Raw genomic sequence first — 20685 nt, forward strand, 5'->3', positions numbered from 1 at the left:
GAAAATGAGTCAAAAAATCAGAATAAAACTTAAGTCTTACGATCACAATTTGGTAGATAAATCTGCTGATAAGATTGTAAAAACAGTAAAAAGTACTGGAGCTGTAGTAACTGGACCAATTCCATTACCAACGCACAAGAAAATTTTCACTGTGTTACGTTCTCCGCATGTAAACAAGAAATCAAGAGAGCAGTTTCAACTATCTTCTTATAAAAGATTGTTAGATATCTACTCGTCGTCATCAAAAACAATTGATGCCTTGATGAAGCTTGAATTACCAAGTGGTGTTGAAGTAGAGATTAAAGTATAAGTATATTTCGGTAGTTAGTTGCCGAATGACATGTCTCACCGATGCGGTCGCGAGAAAAACGGATAAATACATTTCAGGGACGAAAGGTATTTTGTCCCTGAAGTTTTTAAAAAGAATGTTGAATTAGGTTTCAACGAAATAGTAATAATTAATAATAAATAAATATGTCTGGGTTAATTGGAAAAAAAATCGGTATGACCAGCATCTTCGATGAAAACGGGAAGAATATTCCTTGTACAGTTATCGAAGCTGGACCATGTATCGTTACCCAAGTCAGAACTGAAGAGGTTGACGGCTATGAAGCTATTCAACTCGGTTTCGATGACGCGACAGAAAAAAGCGCTACTAAAGCAGACTTAGGTCATGCTAAAAAAGCGGGTACTTCTGTAAAGCGTAAAATTGCTGAATTCAAAGGTTTTGATGAGGAGTACAAATTAGGAGATGCTATCACTGTAGAACATTTCGCTGAAGGTGAATTTGTTGATATTGCGGGTACATCAAAAGGTAAAGGATTTCAGGGTGTTGTAAAACGTCATGGTTTTGGTGGTGTAGGTCAAGCTACTCACGGTCAACATAACCGTTTGAGAGCGCCGGGTTCTATTGGGGCTGCATCTTATCCTGCACGTGTATTCAAAGGCATGAAAATGGCTGGAAGAATGGGTGGTGAAAAAGTGAAAGTTCAAAATTTAAGAGTTTTAAAAGTAGTTGCTGAAAAGAATCTACTCGTTGTTAAAGGTTGTGTACCTGGACACAAAAACGCTTATGTAACAATTCAGAAGTAATGAAAGTAGCAGTTTTAGATATAAACGGAAAAGACACAGGTAGAAAGGCAGACCTTTCTAAAGATGTGTTTGCTATTGAGCCTAATAATCACGCTGTGTATATGGATGTTAAACAATATTTAGCAAACCAAAGACAAGGTACTCACAAATCTAAAGAAAGAGCTGAGATTACTGGTAGTACACGTAAGATTAAAAAGCAAAAAGGAACAGGTACGGCAAGAGCAGGTAGTATTAAGTCTGGAATTTTTAAAGGAGGTGGACGTATGTTTGGTCCAAGACCAAGAAATTATAGCTTCAAACTTAATAAAAATTTAAAGCGTTTAGCGCGTAAATCTGCCTTAAGTATTAAAGCTGGAGAAAAGTCAATTACAGTTTTAGAAGACTTTAATTTCGACACTCCAAAAACTAAAAACTTTACAGCAATTTTAAAAGCTCTTGAGCTTGAAAACAAAAAATCTTTGTTTGTGTTGGGTGGGTCAAATAATAACGTATATTTGTCATCGCGCAATTTAAAAGGGTCTGAAGTTGTAACTTCTTCAGAATTAAGCACTTATAAGATTTTAAATGCAAATCAAGTGATACTTTTAGAAGGTGCTTTAGAAGGAATTGAATCTAACTTAAGTAAATAAGAAACAGATGAGTATCTTAATTAAACCAATAATTACTGAAAAAGCGACAGCAGATAGCGAGTTAAGAAACTGCTATACTTTCTCAGTAAATACAAAGGCGAACAAGGTGGAAATCAAAAAAGCTGTAGAGGCTACTTATGGTGTTTCTGTTGAAAAAGTTCGTACTATAAATGTCCGTCCAGATCGTAGTACCAAGTATACAAAAACTGGTATTCAACATGGTAAAACAAATGCTGTTAAAAAAGCAATTGTACAACTGGCGGATGGTGAGATGATTGATTTATATGCTAATATGTAATTAGAATGTCAGTAAGAAAATTAAAACCAATCACACCAGGACAGCGATTTAGAGTAGTAAACGGTTACGATGCCATTACTACTGATAAGCCGGAAAAGAGTTTACTCGTTCCGAATAAAAGGTCTGGTGGTAGAAACAATCGTGGGAAAATGACTATGCGCTATATAGGTGGTGGTCATAAGAAAAAGTATCGTATTATCGATTTTAAGAGAGACAAAGCAGGAATTCCTGCTGAAGTAGCTTCAATCCAGTATGATCCTAATAGAACAGCTTTTATCGCTTTGTTGAATTATCAAGATGGTGAAAAGAGATACATTATTGCACAAAATGGTTTACAAGTTGGGCAAAATGTAGTGTCTGGAAAAGAAGGTGTTGCTCCAGAAATTGGAAACGCTATGCCATTAAGTGAAATTCCATTAGGAACTATTATTTCTTGTTTAGAATTACGTCCAGGGCAAGGAGCTGTTATGGCTCGTAGTGCTGGAGCGTTTGCTCAGTTAATGGCAAGGGATGGTAAGTTTGCTACTGTTAAATTACCTTCAGGTGAAACAAGATTAATTCTTGTGAACTGTATGGCTACAATAGGTGTTGTATCTAATTCAGATCATCAATTACTAGTAGGAGGAAAAGCAGGTAGAACAAGATGGTTAGGTAGAAGACCACGTACTAGACCAGTAGTTATGAATCCAGTTGATCATCCAATGGGTGGTGGTGAAGGTAAATCTTCAGGTGGACACCCAAGATCTAGAAATGGTATTCCAGCTAAAGGTTATAGAACACGTTCCAAAACAAAAGCAAGTAATAAATATATTGTAGAACGTAGAAAGAAATAAGACATGGCAAGATCATTAAAAAAAGGACCTTACGTTCATTATAAATTAGAAAGAAAAGTAGCTGCAAATGTTGAGTCTAACAAGAAAACAGTAATAAAAACTTGGTCTCGTGCAAGTATGATTACTCCAGATTTCGTTGGACAAACTATAGCAGTGCACAATGGCCGTCAATTTGTTCCAGTTTATGTAACTGAAAACATGGTAGGTCATAAATTAGGAGAATTTTCACCAACACGTTCATTCCGTGGACATGCAGGTGCTAAAAATAAAGGTAAAAAGTAGTAAGCTATGGGAAGTCGTAAAAAACAAATGGCAGACGCTATTAAGGAAGCAAAAAAGCACGTTGCTTTTGCAAAACTTAATAACTGTCCTACGTCACCAAGAAAAATGCGCTTAGTAGCCGATTTAGTAAGAGGTGAAAAGGTAGAGAATGCACTTAATATCTTAAAGTTCAACAACAAAGAAGCATCTGGAAGATTAGAGAAGTTGTTATTATCAGCTATCGCTAACTGGCAAGCAAAGAACGAGGATGCTGATGTTGAATCTGCAGAATTATTTGTAAAAGAGATTAGAGTTGATGGTGGATCGATGTTAAAGAGATTACGTCCAGCGCCTCAAGGTCGTGCACACAGAATAAGAAAACGTTCTAACCACGTAACATTAGTGGTTGGGGCTAACAATAACACACAAGCTTAATAAGAGTATGGGACAAAAAACAAATCCAATCGGAAATCGCTTAGGAATTATCAGAGGATGGGAATCTAACTGGTACGGAGGAAACGATTATGGTGATAAACTTGCCGAAGACGATAAGATTAGAAAATACGTTCACGCGCGTTTATCTAAAGCTAGTGTAAGTAGAGTAATTATTGAAAGAACTTTAAAACTTGTAACCGTTACTATCACTACTGCCAGACCTGGTATTATTATCGGTAAAGGCGGTCAAGAGGTAGACAAGTTAAAAGAAGAGCTTAAAAAAATTACTGGAAAAGAAGTTCAGATTAACATCTTTGAGATTAAAAGACCTGAACTAGATGCATTTTTAGTAGGATCTAGTATTGCTCGTCAAATTGAAAACAGAATTTCATACAGACGTGCAATCAAGATGGCTATCGCTGCTACAATGCGTATGAATGCTGAAGGAATTAAAATCCAAATTAGTGGTCGTTTAAATGGTGCTGAAATGGCGCGATCTGAGCACTACAAAGAAGGACGTATTCCTTTATCAACTTTTAGAGCCGATATTGACTATGCTTTAGTTGAAGCACACACTACTTATGGTAGATTGGGTGTAAAAGTATGGATCATGAAAGGTGAAGTATATGGTAAAAGAGAGCTTTCTCCGCTTGTTGGTTTATCTAAGAAGCAAGGAAAAGGTGGAGCAGGACGTGGCGGAAATAAAGGGCCTCGTCGTAGAAAGTAATTTTTTATAAAGTAAAGAAAAATGTTACAGCCTAAAAGAACAAAATTTCGTAAACAGCAAAAAGGACGTATGAAAGGTCTCTCTGGAAGAGGACACCAACTTTCAAACGGTACTTTTGGAATAAAAGCATTAGACGCTACGTTTATTACAGCACGTCAAATTGAAGCAGCACGTATTGCCGCTACGCGTTACATGAAAAGAGAAGGTCAACTTTGGATTAAAATATTTCCAGACAAGCCTATTACAAAAAAGCCTCTTGAAGTACGTATGGGTAAAGGTAAAGGTGGTGTAGAACTATGGGTAGCAGTATGTAGACCTGGTCGTGTTTTATTTGAAGTTGGTGGTGTGCCATTAGACGTTGCTAAAGAAGCATTACGTTTAGCTGCTCAAAAATTACCGGTTAAAACTAAGTTTATAATCGCTAGAGATTACGAAGCATAATTTATTTGATATTATGAAACAATCAGAAATTAAAGAATTATCTGTAGCTGAGTTACAAGAAAAACTTGGTGAAACAAAAAAGAGTTATTCAGACCTAAAATTGGCTCATGCAATATCTCCTTTAGAAAATCCAATTCAGTTACGTGCAATAAGACGTACCGTAGCTAGAATTGCGACTGAATTAACTAAAAGAGAATTACAATAATTCTGCTGAAAGATGGAAACAAGAAATTTAAGAAAAGAACGTATAGGAGTTGTTACAAGTAACAAAATGCAGAAATCTATTGTGGTTTCTGAGGTGAAAAAAGTAAAGCACCCTATGTATGGTAAGTTCGTACTAAAGACTAAAAAGTACGTAGCACACGACGAGCAAAATGACTGCAACGAAGGAGATACTGTAAGAATCATGGAAACAAGACCTTTAAGTAAATCTAAATGTTGGAGATTAGTTGAAATAATTGAAAGAGCTAAGTAATTATGGTACAACAAGAATCAAGACTTAAAGTAGCAGATAACACCGGAGCAAAGGAAGTTTTAACTATCCGTGTTCTTGGTGGTACTAAAAGAAGATACGCTTCTGTTGGAGACAAAATTGTTGTTTCTGTAAAAGATGCCACTCCTAATGGAAACATTAAAAAAGGAGCAGTTTCTACAGCAGTTGTTGTACGTACTAAGAAAGAAGTAAGAAGACCAGACGGATCTTATATAAGATTTGACGATAACGCATGTGTGTTGTTAAACCCAACGGGTGAGATGAGAGGTACACGTGTATTTGGTCCTGTTGCTAGAGAACTTCGTGACAAACAATTCATGAAGATTGTATCATTAGCACCAGAGGTGCTTTAATACAAATTATTAAGATGGGAAAGCTTAAAATAAAAACTGGAGATACTGTTAAAGTAATTGCTGGAGACCATAAAGGATCTGAAGGAAAAGTGCAAAAGGTATTAATAGACAAGAACAAAGCGATTATTGAAGGTGTAAACTTGGTTAAGAAACATACTAAACCAAGTGCTCAAAACCCTCAAGGTGGAATCGTAGAGAAAGAAGCAGCTATTCATGTTTCAAACTTATCGTTGTTAACTTCAAAAGGAGATACAACTAGAGTGGGTTACAGAATAGAAGGCGATAAAAAAGTAAGATTTTCAACAAAATCTAATGAAGTAATATAGTTATGGCATATTCACCTAGACTTAAAGAAGAGTATAAAAGCAGAGTAATTGCAGCTCTTACAGACGAATTTGGATATAAAAATGTAATGCAAGTTCCTAAACTTACTAAGATTGTAATATCTAAAGGTGTTGGAGCAGCAGTTGCAGACAAGAAGTTAATCGACTACGCTGTAGAAGAGTTAACAACAATATCTGGACAAAAAGCTATAGCAACTATTTCTAAAAAAGACGTTGCATCTTTCAAATTACGTAAAGGTATGCCAATTGGGGCTAAAGTAACCTTACGAGGAGAAAGAATGTATGAGTTTTTAGACCGTTTAGTTACTTCGGCACTTCCACGTGTTAGAGATTTTAGCGGAATTAAAGCTACAGGATTTGATGGTAGAGGTAACTATAATTTAGGAGTTACAGAACAAATTATCTTTCCAGAAATAAACATTGATAAAGTGAATAAAATTTCTGGTATGGATATCACATTTGTTACTACAGCAGATACTGATAAAGAAGCAAAATCATTATTAACTGAACTAGGGTTACCTTTTAAAAAGAATTAAGATATGGCTAAAGAATCAATGAAAGCCCGTGAGGTAAAAAGAGCTAAAACAGTAGCTAAGTATGCTGAAAAAAGAAAAGCTTTAAAAGAAGCTGGAGATTATGAAGCATTACAAAAGTTGCCTAAAAATGCTTCACCTATACGTCAGCATAATAGATGTAAATTAACAGGGAGACCTAAAGGATATATGAGAGATTTTGGAATTTCTCGTGTAACGTTTAGAGAAATGGCTAATCAAGGTCTTATCCCTGGAGTTAGAAAAGCAAGTTGGTAATATTATTTAAATAATCGGGTTTAAGGTTCGAAATAGTTCGAAAACCAAGACCACAAAATCAATTCATTATGTACTCAGATCCAATTGCGGATTATTTGACAAGAATTAGAAACGCAGTGCGTGCTAACCACAGAGTGGTAGAGATTCCTGCATCTAATTTAAAGAAAGACATAACTAAAATATTATTTGAACAAGGATATATTTTAAGTTATAAATTTGATGATTCTACTGTACAAGGAACAATTAAAATAGCCCTTAAGTACAACAAAGAAACAAAAGAACCAGTAATTAAAAAACTTCAAAGAATTAGTACTCCAGGTTTACGTAAGTATGCTGGTGCTAACGATTTGCCTAGAATCTTAAACGGTCTTGGTATTGCAATAGTTTCAACTTCTCATGGAGTTATGACAGGTAAGCAGGCTACAAGAGATAATGTTGGTGGCGAAGTTTTATGTTACGTATACTAATTTTAAAGCCAGAAAGAAATGTCAAGAATAGGAAATAATCCAGTAGCCATTCCAGAAGGTGTAACAGTAGAAGTTAAAGATAGCACTGTAACTGTTAAAGGTAAATTAGGGGAGTTAACACAAAATTTCGATTCTATTGAAATTAAAGTTGAAGACGGTAGCGTTTGGGTTACACGTTCTTCTGACACTAAAGATCAAAAAGCAAAACATGGTTTATACAGATCATTAATGCACAATATGATAGAAGGTGTTTCAAAAGGATGGACCAAAGAACTAGAATTAGTAGGTGTAGGTTATAGAGCATCTAACCAAGGACAAAAATTAGATTTGGCTTTAGGTTTTTCTCATAATATAGTTTTGAACATTGCTCCGGAAGTAAAAGTTGAAACAGTATCAGAAAAAGGTAAAAACCCAATAATTAAATTATCCTCTTTTGATAAACAACTTGTGGGACAAGTAGCTGCTAAAATTCGCGGTTTCAGAAAACCAGAGCCTTACAAAGGTAAAGGTGTTAAGTTTGTTGGTGAGGAATTAAGAAGAAAAGCAGGTAAATCAGCTTAATAATTAAGTTATGGCATTAACAAAGAACGAAAGAAGACTAAGAATAAAAAACAGAATCCGTAAGGTAGTTTCTGGTACAGAAGCAAGACCAAGGTTAGCTGTTTATAGAAGTAATAAAGAAATTTATGCTCAATTAGTAGATGACAATACTGGTAACACAATCAGTGCTGCATCTTCTAGAGATAAAGACATTAGTGCTGCAAAAGTAACTAAATCTGAAGTAGCTAAATTAGTAGGTAAAGCGCTTGCTGAAAAAGCTTTAAAAGCTGGTGTAGAAGCTGTCTCGTTTGATAGAGGAGGTTATTTATATCACGGTAGAGTTAAACAATTAGCTGAAGGAGCTAGAGAAGCAGGACTAAAATTCTAAGAAATTATGTTTCAAAAATATAAAAGTGCAGAGTTAGTAAAACCAGGTGGATTAGATCTTAAAGATCGTTTAGTTGGTGTACAAAGAGTTACTAAAGTAACTAAAGGTGGTAGAGCGTTTGGTTTTTCAGCAATTGTTGTTGTGGGAGATGAGAATGGAGTTGTAGGTCAAGGTTTAGGGAAATCTAAAGACGTTGCAAGTGCCATAGCAAAAGCTGTTGAAGACGCTAAGAAAAACTTAGTACGTATTCCTATTATAAAAGGAACGTTGCCACATGAGCAAAAAGGTAAGTACGGAGGTGCTAGAGTAAATATTATTCCTGCTGCCCCTGGTACAGGTGTAATTGCTGGTGGTGCTGTAAGAACGGTACTTGAAGCAGTTGGTGTACATGATGTATTATCAAAATCTCAAGGATCATCAAATCCACATAACGTTGTAAAAGCAACTTTTGATGCTTTGTTACAATTAAGAGACGCAAACGCAATCGCTAGAGATAGAGGTATTACACTTGAACAAGTTTTTAACGCTTAATACAGACAGAGATGGCAAAGATTAAAGTAACAAAAGTTAAAAGCGCAATCAATCGTACTCAAAGACAAAAAAGAACTTTAGAAGCTCTGGGTCTTAAAAAGATTGGTCAGGTAAAAGAGCATGAGGCTACACCAAATATTCTTGGTATGGTTGCTAAAGTTTCACATTTAGTTTCTGTAGAAGAAGCTTAAAAATATAAACTGAAAATGGATTTAAGTAATTTAAAACCTGCAGAAGGTTCAGTAAAAAACCAAGGAAAGAGAATAGGTAGAGGACAAGGTTCTGGTAAAGGTGGTACGGCAACACGTGGTCACAAAGGAGCAAAGTCACGTTCTGGTTATTCTAAGAAACTAGGATTTGAGGGAGGGCAAATGCCACTTCAAAGACGTGTGCCTAAATTTGGTTTTACAAATATTAACCGTGTTGAATATCAAGGTATCAATTTAGATACTCTACAGCAATTGGTTGATGATAAGAAAATAAAAGATACAGTAGATTTTGATACATTATTCGCAAACCGTTTAGCTGGTAAAAACGATTTAGTTAAAATATTAGGTCGTGGTGAATTGAAGGCAAAATTAAAAGTATCTGCTCATAAGTTTACTGCTTCAGCAAAAGCTGCTATCGAAGCTGCAGGAGGAGAAGCTGTAACTATATAAGACTTTTTATAAGTATGAAATTTATAGAATCATTAAAAAATGTTTGGAAAATAGAGGAATTAAGAAACAGAATCATAGTTACATTGAGTCTGTTATTAGTTTATCGTTTTGGTGCTCAAGTAGTTTTACCAGGTATTGATGCAGCCCAATTAGGTGGATTGGCAGATAGTACTGATAGTGGGTTGTTAGGTTTACTTAATGCCTTCACTGGTGGAGCTTTTGCAAATGCTTCGGTTTTCGCTTTGGGTATTATGCCTTACATTTCTGCTTCTATTGTTGTGCAGTTAATGGGAATTGCTATTCCTTATTTACAGAAGTTACAAAAAGAAGGTGCTAGTGGTCAGAAGAAGATAACTCAAATTACACGTTGGTTAACGATTGCAATTTGTTTGGTTCAAGCTCCAGGTTACCTTGCTAGTCTACCAGCATTAGGAATTCCACAAAGTGCATTTTTACTTGGTACTGGTGGGTTGTTCTATTTTTCATCAGTAGTTATCTTAGTTACTGGTTGTATTTTTGCTATGTGGTTAGGTGAAAAGATTACAGATAAAGGTATCGGTAATGGTATTTCACTTTTAATTATGGTAGGTATTATTGCAACTTTACCGCAGGCATTTTTACAAAATGCAGCAACGAGATTAGAAGGAAATAATGTGATGTTAATTCTTTTCGAATTAGTTGTGTGGTTTGTAATTATTTTGGCTTCTATTTTATTGGTAATGGCAGTAAGAAAAATTGCTGTTCAGTATGCTAGAAGAACAGCTTCTGGAGGATACGAAAAAAGTGCTATGGCAGGATCAAGACAATACATTCCGTTAAAGCTTAATGCTTCGGGTGTAATGCCAATTATATTTGCTCAGGCTATTATGTTTGTGCCAAGTTTGATAGGCGGGTCTTCTTTCTTAAAAGAAACTACTGTTGGAGCATGGATGCAAACTCAATTCTCTGATATTTTTGGTTTTTGGTATAATGTTGTATTTGCATTATTGATTATTGTATTCACATATTTCTACACGGCAATTACGGTACCAACAAATAAAATGGCAGATGATTTAAAACGTAGTGGTGGTTTTATTCCTGGTATTCGTCCTGGATCTGAAACATCTGAGTATTTAGATAAAATAATGTCTCAAATAACGTTACCTGGATCTATATTCTTAGCATTAATAGCTGTGTTCCCATCATTCATAGTTAAGCTTATGAACGTTCAGGCAGGATGGGCTTTATTTTTCGGAGGAACTTCATTATTAATTATGGTTGGAGTTGCAATAGACACTATGCAACAAGTAAATTCTTACTTGTTAAATAGACACTATGATGGTTTGATGAAAACTGGTAAAAATAGAAAAGCAGTAGCTTAATTTTTATACTATGGCAAAACAAGCAGCAATAGAACAAGACGGAACAATTATAGAGGCATTATCGAATGCCATGTTTCGTGTAGAATTAGAAAATGGTCACATTGTGACTGCTCATATTTCTGGTAAAATGCGTATGCATTACATTAAATTATTACCAGGAGATAAAGTAAAATTAGAAATGAGTCCTTACGATTTAACAAAGGCTCGTATAACATACAGATACTAAGATGAAAGTAAGAGCATCATTAAAGAAAAGAAGTGCCGATTGTAAAATCGTGCGTAGAAAAGGTAGACTTTACGTAATAAACAAGAAGAACCCTAGATTTAAACAAAGACAAGGTTAATAAAAAGATACTAGTCATTAGTAATTAGAAGTTAGATGAATCTGTTTGAAATAGCAATGTTTAGGATTCTAACAACTAAAAGCTGACAACTAAAAACTAAAAAAGAATGGCAAGAATTGCAGGTGTAGACATACCAAAAAACAAAAGAGGAGTAATCTCTTTAACTTATATCTATGGAATAGGTAGAAGTAGAGCAAAAGATATTTTAGCTACTGCTAAGGTAGATGAAAGTATTAAAGTTCAAGATTGGACAGATGACCAAATTAGCGGAATTCGTGAAGCTGTTGGTACTTTTACTATCGAAGGTGAATTACGTTCTGAAACACAATTAAACATTAAGCGATTAATGGATATTGGTTGTTACAGAGGTATTCGTCATAGATCTGGTCTTCCTTTAAGAGGACAAAGAACTAAAAACAATTCTAGAACAAGAAAAGGTAGAAGAAAAACTGTTGCTAACAAGAAAAAAGCAACTAAATAATAAGTAATATGGCAAAGACAAGCACTAAAAAACGTAAAGTTGTTGTAGACTCTGTTGGAGAAGCACATGTTACTGCTTCTTTCAATAACATTATTATTTCACTTACCAACAAAAAAGGAGACGTTATTTCATGGTCTTCTGCTGGTAAAATGGGATTTAGAGGTTCTAAGAAAAACACACCTTATGCTGCTCAATTAGCTGCTGAAGATGCTGCTGGTGTAGCAGTGGAAGCTGGATTGAAGAAAGTAAAGGTTTATGTAAAAGGCCCAGGAAATGGTAGAGAATCCGCTATCCGTTCTATTCACAATGCTGGTATTGAAGTAACTGAAATTATCGATGTTACACCGTTACCACACAATGGCTGTAGACCTCCTAAACGCAGAAGAGTTTAATAAATTAATAATAACAAGTATCAACGAGAGATCAACGATTATCGAAGGATAAGATTAAGACCTTAATTCATAATCACTCTCAAAAACAAATTTAAAATGGCAAGATATACTGGTCCTAAAACTAAAATAGCTCGTAAATTTGGCGAAGCTATCTTCGGAGATGATAAATCATTCGAAAAAAGAAATTACCCTCCAGGTCAACATGGAAATAACAGAAGACGTGGAAAAAAATCTGAATACGCAATCCAACTACAAGAGAAGCAAAAAGCTAAATATACTTATGGTATTTTAGAGCGTCAATTTAGAGGATTGTTTAAAAAAGCTAGAGCAGCCCAAGGGATTACTGGTGAGGTTCTTTTACAATTATGTGAATCTAGATTAGATAATGTTGTATTCAGAATGGGTATTGCTCCAACAAGAAGTGGTGCAAGACAATTAGTATCTCATAGACACATTACTGTAAATGGGGAATTAGTAAATATTCCTTCTTACTCTTTAAAAGCAGGAGATGTAGTTGCTGTAAGAGAAAAATCTAAATCCCTTGAAGCAATTGAAAGATCACTTTCAAATTCAAGTCATGTTTATGAGTGGATTACTTGGAATGATGACACAAAACAAGGAACTTATGTTTCTGTGCCAGCCAGAATTCAAATCCCAGAAAACATAAACGAGCAATTCATAGTCGAATTATACTCTAAATAATAAATTAATCATATTGGTATTTAGCCAAAGGATTTATTAGTCTTCTTCAAACTTTTAAATCGCGCAACTAAATAACAATTAAAACGAAGAAACAAATTATGGCAGTATTTAATTTTCAAAAGCCTGACAAAGTAATCATGATTAACTCAACTGATTTCGAAGGTAAATTCGAATTCAGACCGTTAGAACCTGGTTATGGCTTAACAGTAGGAAATGCATTAAGAAGAGTTTTATTATCTTCTTTAGAAGGGTTTGCAATCACTTCAGTTAGAATTGAAGGTGTAGATCATGAGTTTTCTGCAATTGCAGGTGTAGTGGAAGATGTAACAGAAATCATCTTAAACTTAAAACAAGTACGTTTTAAAAGACAAATTGAAGATATTGATAATGAATCTATTTCTATATCAATCTCTGGTCAAGAACAAATTTTAGCTGGTGATTTTCAGAAGTTTATCTCAGGATTCCAAGTTTTAAATTCAGAATTGGTTATCTGTAACTTAGATCCTAAAGTAAATTTCAATTTAGAAATTACTATTGAAAAAGGTAGAGGATATGTTCCTGCTGAAGAAAATAAAAAAGCTTCTGCACCAATGGGAACTATTTTTACCGATTCAATTTACACGCCAATAAAAAATGTAAAGTATAGTATAGAAAACTATCGTGTTGAGCAAAAAACGGATTATGAAAAATTAGTTTTTGAAATCATTACTGATGGCTCTATTACACCACAAGATGCATTAACAGAGGCTGCTAAAACATTAATTCACCACTTCATGTTATTCTCTGATGAGCGTATCACATTAGAAGCTGATGAAATTGCACAAACTGAAACTTATGATGAAGAGTCACTACACATGAGACAGTTACTTAAAACAAAATTAATTGACATGGATTTATCTGTTCGTGCGCTTAACTGTTTAAAAGCTGCAGAGGTAGATACTTTAGGGGACTTAGTATCATTTAATAAAAATGACTTAATGAAGTTCCGTAACTTTGGAAAAAAATCATTAACAGAGCTTGAAGAGCTAGTAAATGTTAAAGGTTTAAACTTCGGAATGGATTTAACAAAATATAAATTAGATAAAGATTAATTAATCATATTTTGCTCCTCGGTAATCGAGTTTGGTAGCAAGATGATAAAACAAATGTCATGAGACACGGAAAAAAAGTAAACCATTTAGGTAGAAAGACAGCACATAGAAAATCTATGTTGGCAAATATGGCTTGTTCTTTAATTGAGCATAAACGTATTAACACTACTGTAGCTAAAGCAAAAGCATTAAAACAGTTCGTTGAGCCAATGATTACAAAGTCTAAGGAAGATACAACTCACAATAGACGTATTGTAATGTCGCGTTTAAGACAAAAAGATGCGGTGACAGAGCTGTTTAGAGAAGTAGCTGTTAAAGTTGCAGATCGTCCAGGTGGTTATACAAGAATAATCAAATTAGGAAATAGACTTGGTGATAATGCAGATATGGCAATGATTGAGTTAGTAGATTACAACGAAATCTATAATGCAGGCAAGAAGGAGAAGAAAACTACTAGAAGAAGTAGAAGAGGAGGTTCTAAACCTGTTGTTGCTGCTCCAGTTGAAACTCAAGCATCAAACGAAGAAGAATAAATGTTAATAAGCATTTGAAATATAAAGGATAAACTATTTTAGTTTATCCTTTTTTTTATGCAATTTTGTAAAACTTTTTTTTTAATGAAATATCAAAAACGACAAAAAGCCATCATTCTTCTTGCAGATGGCACCATTTTTTACGGTAAAGCAGTAGGCAATAAACAAGGAACAGCATTTGGTGAAGTATGTTTTAATACTGGAATGACAGGGTATCAAGAGATATTTACAGACCCATCATATTATGGACAACTTATGGTTGCTACTAATGCACATATTGGGAATTACGGTACTAATGCAGATGAAGTTGAGTCAGATTCTATAAAAATAGCTGGACTAATAGTAAAAAACTTTAGTTACGAGTATTCTCGGATTGATTCTGAAGGATCACTAGAAGATTTTCTAGATCAAAATAATTTGCTAGCTATTTCTGATGTAGACACAAGAGCATTAGTAAGTTATATTCGAGATAATGGTGCTATGAACGCCGTAATTTCTACCGAGGTTGATAATATTGAAGGCTTAAAAAAGCAACTAGCTGAAGTTCCAAATATGGAAGGGTTAGAATTAGCATCAAAAGTGTCAACTAAAGAACCTTATTATTTTGGTGATGAAAATGCAACGTTCCGAGTGGCAGCTCTAGATATAGGTATAAAGAGAAATATATTAAGAAATATTGCAAGTAGAGATACCTATATAAAAGTATTCCCATATAATTCTAGATTTGAGGATTTAGAAGCGTTTAATCCGGATGGGTACTTTTTATCAAACGGACCTGGAGACCCTGAACCATTAATTGAAGCTCAAGCAGTAGCCAAGGAGATTATAAGAAGAGATTTACCATTGTTTGGTATTTGCTTAGGACATCAAGTAATTGCATTGGCCAATGGGGTGTCAACTTATAAAATGCATAATGGTCACCGCGGAATTAATCACCCAGTCAAAAATTTGATTACTGGAAAAGGCGAAATAACTTCGCAAAATCATGGATTTGCGGTTAATAGAGAAGACGCCGAGGCAAATTCAGAATTAGAGGTCACTCATTTACACTTAAACGATCATACTGTAGCTGGACTAGCTATGAAAGACAAAAACTGTTTCTCAGTTCAATATCATCCAGAGGCAAGTCCAGGACCACATGATTCTTCGTATTTATTCGATCAGTTCATTGAAAACATTAAAAAAAGTAAACTGTCAACAGTATAAAATTAATGGTCTAAAATGGACTAAATTTTACTAAAACGTTATAGCAACGTTTTAATAGATTTATTCTTAAATAGCTAAAAAAAGAGAAGATTTAGCCGTAAATTTGTGTTAATAAATAGCTTAAAAATAAACCAATTATGAGTATTATAATAAATGTTCACGCAAGACAAATTCTTGATTCAAGAGGTAATCCAACTGTAGAAGTTGATGTAGTAACAGAAAACAATGTATTAGGAAGAGCAGCAGTGCCTTCAGGTGCTTCAACAGGAGAGCATGAAGCTGTAGAATTGAGGGATGGCGGTAATGCTTACATGGGAAAAGGTGTTTTAAAAGCTGTTGAAAATGTAAACGCTATAATTTCTCAAGAACTACTTGGTGTTTCAGTATTTGAGCAAAATTTAATCGATCAAATGATGATTGATCTGGATGGTACACCAAATAAATCTAAATTAGGAGCTAATGCCATTTTGGGTGTTTCTTTAGCTGTAGCTAAAGCAGCTGCAAATGAGTTGGGTTTACCATTATATAGATATGTTGGTGGTGTTTCTGGAAATACCCTGCCATTACCAATGATGAATATTATTAATGGAGGTTCTCATAGTGATGCACCTATTGCATTTCAAGAGTTCATGGTTATGCCAGTAAAAGCTAAAAACTTTACACATGCTATGCAAATGGGTACCGAGATTTTTCACAACCTTAAAAAGGTATTACACGATAGAAATTTAAGTACTGCTGTTGGAGACGAAGGTGGTTTTGCGCCTACATTAGATGGAACAGAGGACGCTATTGAAACTATAGCTAAGGCAGTTGAAAACGCAGGATACAAATTTGGTGATGAGGTCAAAATTGCATTAGACTGTGCTTCTGCCGAATTTTACGAAGATGGAAAATACGATTATACGAAGTTTGAAGGTGATACAGGTGTTGTACGAACTTCTAAGGAACAAGCTGATTATTTAGCAGAACTTGTTGAGAAGTATCCAATTATTTCAATAGAAGATGGAATGGATGAAAATGATTGGGATGGATGGAAATATCTAACTGAGCTAGTCGGAGATAAAGTACAATTAGTAGGGGACGATTTATTTGTAACTAATGTGGAGCGTTTAGCAAGAGGAATCGAAAATGGTATAGCCAATTCAATCCTAATTAAAGTAAATCAAATAGGAACATTAACCGAAACCATTGCCGCAGTAAATATGGCCCACAATGCTGGTTATACGTCGGTAATGTCTCACCGTTCTGGGGAGACAGAAGACAATACTATAGCAGATTTGGCCGTAGCATTAAATACAGGTCAAATTAAAACGGGTTCTGCTTCCCGAAGTGATCGTATGGCAAAATACAATCAGTTGTTACGCATTGAAGAAGAATTAGGTGAGGTTGCTTATTTTCCTCAGGAAAAAGCCTTTAAAGTAAAATAAAAATGTATTAAGCATTTTTTAAAAAGCGATTGTTAGAAAAAACAATCGCTTTTTTATTTACTATCAATTTTATTAATTTTTCAATTGATTAAAACATTTATTATTAGCTTTAAAAGTAGGGGGATATTTCGTAATTTAGCTTTCCGCGTAACAAAATAAATTTACTGGTACTTATGGCAAAAACTGCTTCCATAGAAATAAATGGACAAAAACATGAATTTCCTTTAATTGAGGGAACAGAAAATGAAGTTGCTATTGATATAAAAAGCCTTAGAGCAGCTACAAAAGGAATTATAACTTTAGATTCAGGCTATAAAAATACAGGTTCTTGTGAAAGTGCAATTACTTTTTTAGATGGCGAAAAAGGAATTTTAAGATACCGCGGGTATTCTATTGAAGAATTAGCTGAAAAAGCGGACTTTTTAGAAGTAGCGTATCTTTTAATTTTTGGGGAATTACCTACTGGAAATCAGTTAGAAAAATTTCACTCAGATATTAAAATACATTCTGTAGTTGATGAGGATGTTAAGAAGATATTAGATGCTTTTCCAAAATCGGCACATCCAATGGGGGTGTTATCCTCTTTAACAAGTGCTTTAACAGCATTTAACCCTACCTCAGTAAATGTTGATTCTGAGGAAGATATGTACAATGCCATAGTGCGGTTACTTGGTAAGCTTCCAATTTTAGTGGCTTGGGCAATGCGTAAAAAACAAGGTCTACCTTTAGACTATGGGGATAATTCTTTAGGTTATGTTGAGAATCTTTTAAAAATGATGTTTTCAAGGCCAAATAGCTGTTACGTCCAAAATCCTATTTTAGTTAACGCCTTGGATAAGTTATTAATTCTGCATGCAGATCATGAACAAAACTGCTCTACATCAACGGTGAGAATAACAGGATCTTCACATGCTGGATTATTTGTTTCAGTATCAGCAGGAATTTCAGCACTTTGGGGGCCTCTGCATGGCGGAGCCAACCAAGCAGTTTTAGAAATGCTTGAAGCCATAAAAGAAGATGGTGGTGATACTAAAAAATATATGGCTAAGGCTAAAGATAAGGCAGACCCTTTCCGTTTAATGGGATTCGGTCATCGTGTTTATAAAAACTTTGATCCTCGCGCTAAAATTATAAAAGTTGCAGCAGATGAGGTTTTAGGAGATTTAGGTGTTGAAGACCCAATTTTAGATATCGCTAAGGGGTTAGAGAAAGAAGCTTTAACAGATAAGTATTTTGTTGATAGAAAATTATATCCTAACGTAGATTTCTACTCAGGGATTATTTATAGAGCAATGGGTATTCCAACAGAAATGTTTACAGTTATGTTCGCTTTAGGACGCTTACCAGGTTGGATCGCGCAATGGCGCGAAATGCGTTTGCGTAAAGAACCAATTGGACGACCAAGACAGTTATATATTGGTGAAAAAGAAAGAGCATTTATGCCAATCGATAAAAGATAATTTCGATGTTTTTTACATTATTGTTAAGCTTCATGAAAAAATCATGAAGCTTTTATTTTTTTAAGCAATATTTTTATGAATAATGTAAAAAGTGCTTAAATAATTATTAGCTTTGAGCCCTTAACGATTTTAGGTTTAGAGTATGCTAGAATTAAATGTAAAAAATGAAACGTCAAGGCTTAGAGCAGTTGTTTTAGGTACTGCTGAAAGTAACGGTCCTACACCTAAAATAGAAGATTGTTACGACCCAAAAAGCATAGAACACATCATTGCAGGAACTTATCCAAATGAAGAGGATATGGTAATGGAATTGAATGCCGTCGCTGCTGTTTTTAAGAAGTATAACATTGAAGTTTATAGACCCGAAGTTATAAAGGATTGCAATCAGATATTTTCGAGAGACATAGCATTTGTTATAGAGGATAAAATTATTGAAGCAAACATATTACCACATCGTGAAGAAGAAGTAGCCGCAATTGATTATATATGGAACCAAGTTTCAGAAGAGAATAGAATTATTCTTCCTGAAGCTTGTCATGTCGAAGGTGGAGATGTCATGCCTTGGAATGATTATATTTTTATCGGGACATATTCAGGTGAAGATTATTCAGAATTAATTACAGCGCGAACCAATGTAGCTGCTGTTACAGCAATTCAAGAACTATTTCCAGATAAAACAGTTAAGTCGTTTGAATTAAGAAAATCCAATTCAAACCCTAAAGAGAATGCATTACACCTAGATTGTTGTTTTAATCCTTTAGGAAAAGGAAAAGCTATAATTCATAAAAACGGGTTTTTATTAGAAAGTGAATATGAATGGCTCGTGAATTTCTTCGGAAAGGAGAATGTCTTTGAAATTACTAAGGAGGAAATGTATGAGATGTATAGTAATGTGTTTTCAATTTCTGAAGATGTCATTATTTCGGAGAGAAACTTTACACGATTAAATACATGGCTTAGGGAACAAGGTTTTGTAGTTGAAGAGGTGCCATATGCCGAAATTGGAAAGCAAGAAGGTTTATTACGATGCACTACCATGCCATTATACCGAGATTAATTTTAGAAATTTATTGATATGAAAAGAATATGCACTTTAAAAATTGTAGTTGTATGCATAACGAGTTGTGTTTTAACGATCAATGCGCAAAATATTAATCGTATAGAAAAGAAAATAATTAAAGCGGTTGAGTCGAATAATACCGAGGCTATTAACTTTTTAAAAGAAGTTGTAAATATTAACAGTGGTACAATGAACCACAAAGGTGTTAAGCAAGTAGGTGATGTATTCGCAAATGCATTTCAAGATATTGGATTTGAACCAATTTGGTATGATATGTCTGAGGTTAATCGCTCTGGCCATCTTTTTGCGGAGTCTAAAGGAACCAAAGGGAAAAGATTGCTCTTAATTGGACATCTAGATACCGTTTTTGAAGTGGATAGTCCTTTTCAAAAGTTTAAAATGATTAATGATAGCATTGCACATGCACCGGGAGGAAATGATATGAAGGGTGGAAATGTAATTGTGCTTTATGCGCTTAAAGCATTGGCCGAAAGTGGTCTTTTAGATGATGCCCAAATAATTGTTGCATTTACCGGCGATGAGGAAGCTTCTGGTAAACCATTATCAATTAGCAGAAGAGATTTAATAGCTGCAGCTAAACGTAGTGATATTGCTTTAGGATTTGAGACATCTACAGGGTTTAATAATGCTACAGTGGCAAGGAGAGGTTCCTCAGGTTGGAAGGTCGAAGTCAGTGGTAAGCGTGCACATTCTTCTGGGATTTTTAATGAAAGGGTAGGAGCTGGAGCTATTTTTGAAATGTCTAGAGTTCTCAACGAATTTTATAATGACGTTAAAGGAGAGCAGTATCTAACTTTTAACCCTGGAGTTATTTTAGGAGGTACACAAGTCGATTATGATAGTGAGTTAACTAAAGGAAAGGCTTTTGGTAAAACTAATGTGGTGGCTCAAACTGTTGTGGTGGAAGGTGGTTTAAGGTTTATTTCTGAAGAACAGAAAGAGCGAGCTAGAAGTAAGATGAGAGAAATTGTTAAAAATAATTTACCTAACACATCAGCTAAAATTCCATTTATTGATAGTTATCCAGCAATGGGACCATCAGAAGGTAATTATAATCTATTGAAGGAATTAAATCAAGTAAGTTTGGATTTGGGTCAAGGTAAAGTAGATGCTTACGATCCTGGCAGGCGCGGTGCTGCCGATGTTTCTTTTGTTGCCGAATATGTAGATTGTTTGGATGGTTTAGGGACTATGGGACGAGGTGCTCATACACCAGAAGAAACGGTAAATCTTAACACTATTGAAGACTTAATAAAGCGTACTGCAATATTGATATATAGATTAATTAATCAATAAGAGTTAGCATA

The 20685-nt window shown here is 34.7% G+C and carries 34 protein-coding genes; all 34 read left to right on the forward strand.

Annotation, left to right across the window (positions count from 1 at the left end; all coding sequences use genetic code 11):
- Positions 1 to 4: 4 nt before the first annotated feature.
- The 34 genes from rpsJ (at position 5) to FEF17_RS08835 (ending at position 20674) form a co-directional block, all read left to right on the forward strand.
- Positions 5 to 310, forward strand: coding sequence for a 30S ribosomal protein S10 (gene rpsJ, locus FEF17_RS08670; protein WP_007650482.1), 306 nt, complete (start codon positions 5 to 7; stop codon positions 308 to 310).
- Positions 311 to 474: 164 nt separating this feature from the next.
- Positions 475 to 1092 carry a 50S ribosomal protein L3 gene (gene rplC, locus FEF17_RS08675; RefSeq protein ID WP_139001940.1) on the forward strand — a complete coding sequence of 206 codons (618 nt, stop codon included), beginning with the start codon at positions 475 to 477 and terminating at the stop codon, positions 1090 to 1092.
- Complete coding sequence (gene rplD, locus FEF17_RS08680; RefSeq protein WP_139001941.1) at positions 1092 to 1721, forward strand: 50S ribosomal protein L4; 630 nt, start codon at positions 1092 to 1094, stop codon at positions 1719 to 1721. Before rplC ends, rplD begins: the two co-directional genes overlap by 1 nt.
- 7 nt (positions 1722 to 1728) lie before the next feature.
- Positions 1729 to 2019, forward strand: coding sequence for a 50S ribosomal protein L23 (rplW, locus tag FEF17_RS08685; protein ID WP_139001942.1), 291 nt, complete (start codon positions 1729 to 1731; stop codon positions 2017 to 2019).
- A gap of 5 nt (positions 2020 to 2024) precedes the next feature.
- Positions 2025 to 2852 carry a 50S ribosomal protein L2 gene (rplB, locus tag FEF17_RS08690; protein ID WP_139001943.1) on the forward strand — a complete coding sequence of 276 codons (828 nt, stop codon included), beginning with the start codon at positions 2025 to 2027 and terminating at the stop codon, positions 2850 to 2852.
- Positions 2853 to 2855: 3 nt separating this feature from the next.
- Entirely contained in the window at positions 2856 to 3134 is a 279-nt protein-coding gene (gene rpsS, locus FEF17_RS08695) for a 30S ribosomal protein S19 (RefSeq protein WP_139001944.1), read from the forward strand.
- A 6-nt stretch (positions 3135 to 3140) separates the two neighbouring features.
- Positions 3141 to 3548 carry a 50S ribosomal protein L22 gene (gene rplV, locus FEF17_RS08700; protein ID WP_139001945.1) on the forward strand — a complete coding sequence of 136 codons (408 nt, stop codon included), beginning with the start codon at positions 3141 to 3143 and terminating at the stop codon, positions 3546 to 3548.
- Between the two features lie 7 nt (positions 3549 to 3555).
- On the forward strand, positions 3556 to 4275 hold the full coding sequence (gene rpsC, locus FEF17_RS08705; protein WP_092847748.1) for a 30S ribosomal protein S3: 720 nt from the start codon (positions 3556 to 3558) through the stop codon (positions 4273 to 4275).
- 21 nt (positions 4276 to 4296) lie between these two features.
- On the forward strand, positions 4297 to 4716 hold the full coding sequence (rplP, locus tag FEF17_RS08710; RefSeq protein ID WP_139001946.1) for a 50S ribosomal protein L16: 420 nt from the start codon (positions 4297 to 4299) through the stop codon (positions 4714 to 4716).
- Positions 4717 to 4729: 13 nt separating this feature from the next.
- The gene (gene rpmC / locus FEF17_RS08715; protein ID WP_139001947.1) at positions 4730 to 4921 is read left to right on the forward strand and encodes a 50S ribosomal protein L29; all 192 of its coding nucleotides are present in this window, start codon (positions 4730 to 4732) and stop codon (positions 4919 to 4921) included.
- Positions 4922 to 4933: 12 nt separating this feature from the next.
- Positions 4934 to 5191 (forward strand): 30S ribosomal protein S17, encoded by a 258-nt coding sequence (gene rpsQ / locus FEF17_RS08720; RefSeq protein ID WP_139001948.1) that lies wholly within the window; start codon positions 4934 to 4936, stop codon positions 5189 to 5191.
- Between the two features lie 2 nt (positions 5192 to 5193).
- Positions 5194 to 5562: a 50S ribosomal protein L14 gene (gene rplN / locus FEF17_RS08725; protein ID WP_019386277.1), complete on the forward strand. Its 369-nt coding sequence runs from the start codon at positions 5194 to 5196 to the stop codon at positions 5560 to 5562.
- A gap of 14 nt (positions 5563 to 5576) precedes the next feature.
- Positions 5577 to 5888 (forward strand): 50S ribosomal protein L24, encoded by a 312-nt coding sequence (gene rplX / locus FEF17_RS08730; RefSeq protein ID WP_139001949.1) that lies wholly within the window; start codon positions 5577 to 5579, stop codon positions 5886 to 5888.
- A gap of 2 nt (positions 5889 to 5890) precedes the next feature.
- The gene (gene rplE / locus FEF17_RS08735) at positions 5891 to 6442 is read left to right on the forward strand and encodes a 50S ribosomal protein L5 (protein WP_139001950.1); all 552 of its coding nucleotides are present in this window, start codon (positions 5891 to 5893) and stop codon (positions 6440 to 6442) included.
- 3 nt (positions 6443 to 6445) lie between these two features.
- Complete coding sequence (gene rpsN, locus FEF17_RS08740; protein WP_139001951.1) at positions 6446 to 6715, forward strand: 30S ribosomal protein S14; 270 nt, start codon at positions 6446 to 6448, stop codon at positions 6713 to 6715.
- Positions 6716 to 6783: 68 nt separating this feature from the next.
- The gene (gene rpsH, locus FEF17_RS08745) at positions 6784 to 7182 is read left to right on the forward strand and encodes a 30S ribosomal protein S8 (RefSeq protein ID WP_139001952.1); all 399 of its coding nucleotides are present in this window, start codon (positions 6784 to 6786) and stop codon (positions 7180 to 7182) included.
- Positions 7183 to 7200: 18 nt separating this feature from the next.
- Positions 7201 to 7743, forward strand: coding sequence for a 50S ribosomal protein L6 (gene rplF, locus FEF17_RS08750; RefSeq protein WP_139001953.1), 543 nt, complete (start codon positions 7201 to 7203; stop codon positions 7741 to 7743).
- Positions 7744 to 7753: 10 nt separating this feature from the next.
- A complete protein-coding gene (rplR, locus tag FEF17_RS08755; protein WP_139001954.1) occupies positions 7754 to 8110 on the forward strand; it encodes a 50S ribosomal protein L18 in 357 nt (118 codons plus the stop codon).
- 6 nt (positions 8111 to 8116) lie between these two features.
- Positions 8117 to 8641 (forward strand): 30S ribosomal protein S5, encoded by a 525-nt coding sequence (gene rpsE, locus FEF17_RS08760; protein ID WP_136480155.1) that lies wholly within the window; start codon positions 8117 to 8119, stop codon positions 8639 to 8641.
- An 11-nt stretch (positions 8642 to 8652) separates the two neighbouring features.
- Positions 8653 to 8832 carry a 50S ribosomal protein L30 gene (gene rpmD / locus FEF17_RS08765; RefSeq protein WP_099563536.1) on the forward strand — a complete coding sequence of 60 codons (180 nt, stop codon included), beginning with the start codon at positions 8653 to 8655 and terminating at the stop codon, positions 8830 to 8832.
- 15 nt (positions 8833 to 8847) lie between these two features.
- The gene (rplO, locus tag FEF17_RS08770; RefSeq protein ID WP_139001955.1) at positions 8848 to 9300 is read left to right on the forward strand and encodes a 50S ribosomal protein L15; all 453 of its coding nucleotides are present in this window, start codon (positions 8848 to 8850) and stop codon (positions 9298 to 9300) included.
- A 14-nt stretch (positions 9301 to 9314) separates the two neighbouring features.
- Positions 9315 to 10661, forward strand: a complete 1347-nt coding sequence (gene secY / locus FEF17_RS08775) for a preprotein translocase subunit SecY (RefSeq protein ID WP_139001956.1) — start codon at positions 9315 to 9317, stop codon at positions 10659 to 10661.
- 10 nt (positions 10662 to 10671) lie between these two features.
- On the forward strand, positions 10672 to 10887 hold the full coding sequence (infA, locus tag FEF17_RS08780) for a translation initiation factor IF-1 (RefSeq protein ID WP_007094967.1): 216 nt from the start codon (positions 10672 to 10674) through the stop codon (positions 10885 to 10887).
- Position 10888: 1 nt separating this feature from the next.
- A complete protein-coding gene (gene ykgO, locus FEF17_RS08785; protein WP_010181906.1) occupies positions 10889 to 11005 on the forward strand; it encodes a type B 50S ribosomal protein L36 in 117 nt (38 codons plus the stop codon).
- A 106-nt stretch (positions 11006 to 11111) separates the two neighbouring features.
- A complete protein-coding gene (rpsM, locus tag FEF17_RS08790) occupies positions 11112 to 11486 on the forward strand; it encodes a 30S ribosomal protein S13 (RefSeq protein WP_139001957.1) in 375 nt (124 codons plus the stop codon).
- An 8-nt stretch (positions 11487 to 11494) separates the two neighbouring features.
- Positions 11495 to 11878 carry a 30S ribosomal protein S11 gene (gene rpsK / locus FEF17_RS08795; RefSeq protein ID WP_139001958.1) on the forward strand — a complete coding sequence of 128 codons (384 nt, stop codon included), beginning with the start codon at positions 11495 to 11497 and terminating at the stop codon, positions 11876 to 11878.
- A gap of 96 nt (positions 11879 to 11974) precedes the next feature.
- Positions 11975 to 12580: a 30S ribosomal protein S4 gene (gene rpsD / locus FEF17_RS08800; protein ID WP_139001959.1), complete on the forward strand. Its 606-nt coding sequence runs from the start codon at positions 11975 to 11977 to the stop codon at positions 12578 to 12580.
- Between the two features lie 98 nt (positions 12581 to 12678).
- Positions 12679 to 13671 carry a DNA-directed RNA polymerase subunit alpha gene (locus tag FEF17_RS08805; protein WP_139001960.1) on the forward strand — a complete coding sequence of 331 codons (993 nt, stop codon included), beginning with the start codon at positions 12679 to 12681 and terminating at the stop codon, positions 13669 to 13671.
- A 59-nt stretch (positions 13672 to 13730) separates the two neighbouring features.
- Positions 13731 to 14204 (forward strand): 50S ribosomal protein L17, encoded by a 474-nt coding sequence (gene rplQ / locus FEF17_RS08810; protein WP_139001961.1) that lies wholly within the window; start codon positions 13731 to 13733, stop codon positions 14202 to 14204.
- An 84-nt stretch (positions 14205 to 14288) separates the two neighbouring features.
- Entirely contained in the window at positions 14289 to 15410 is a 1122-nt protein-coding gene (gene carA, locus FEF17_RS08815) for a glutamine-hydrolyzing carbamoyl-phosphate synthase small subunit (protein WP_139001962.1), read from the forward strand.
- Between the two features lie 137 nt (positions 15411 to 15547).
- Positions 15548 to 16837: a phosphopyruvate hydratase gene (gene eno / locus FEF17_RS08820; RefSeq protein ID WP_139001963.1), complete on the forward strand. Its 1290-nt coding sequence runs from the start codon at positions 15548 to 15550 to the stop codon at positions 16835 to 16837.
- A gap of 173 nt (positions 16838 to 17010) precedes the next feature.
- The gene (locus FEF17_RS08825) at positions 17011 to 18297 is read left to right on the forward strand and encodes a citrate synthase (protein WP_139001964.1); all 1287 of its coding nucleotides are present in this window, start codon (positions 17011 to 17013) and stop codon (positions 18295 to 18297) included.
- Positions 18298 to 18439: 142 nt separating this feature from the next.
- Positions 18440 to 19354, forward strand: coding sequence for a dimethylarginine dimethylaminohydrolase family protein (locus FEF17_RS08830; protein ID WP_139001965.1), 915 nt, complete (start codon positions 18440 to 18442; stop codon positions 19352 to 19354).
- A gap of 18 nt (positions 19355 to 19372) precedes the next feature.
- Positions 19373 to 20674 (forward strand): M20/M25/M40 family metallo-hydrolase, encoded by a 1302-nt coding sequence (locus FEF17_RS08835; protein ID WP_139001966.1) that lies wholly within the window; start codon positions 19373 to 19375, stop codon positions 20672 to 20674.
- Positions 20675 to 20685 lie beyond the last annotated feature (11 nt).

Origin of the sequence: Hyunsoonleella aestuarii (genome assembly GCF_006148925.1) — a bacterium.
Classification (GTDB): domain Bacteria; phylum Bacteroidota; class Bacteroidia; order Flavobacteriales; family Flavobacteriaceae; genus Algibacter_D; species Algibacter_D aestuarii.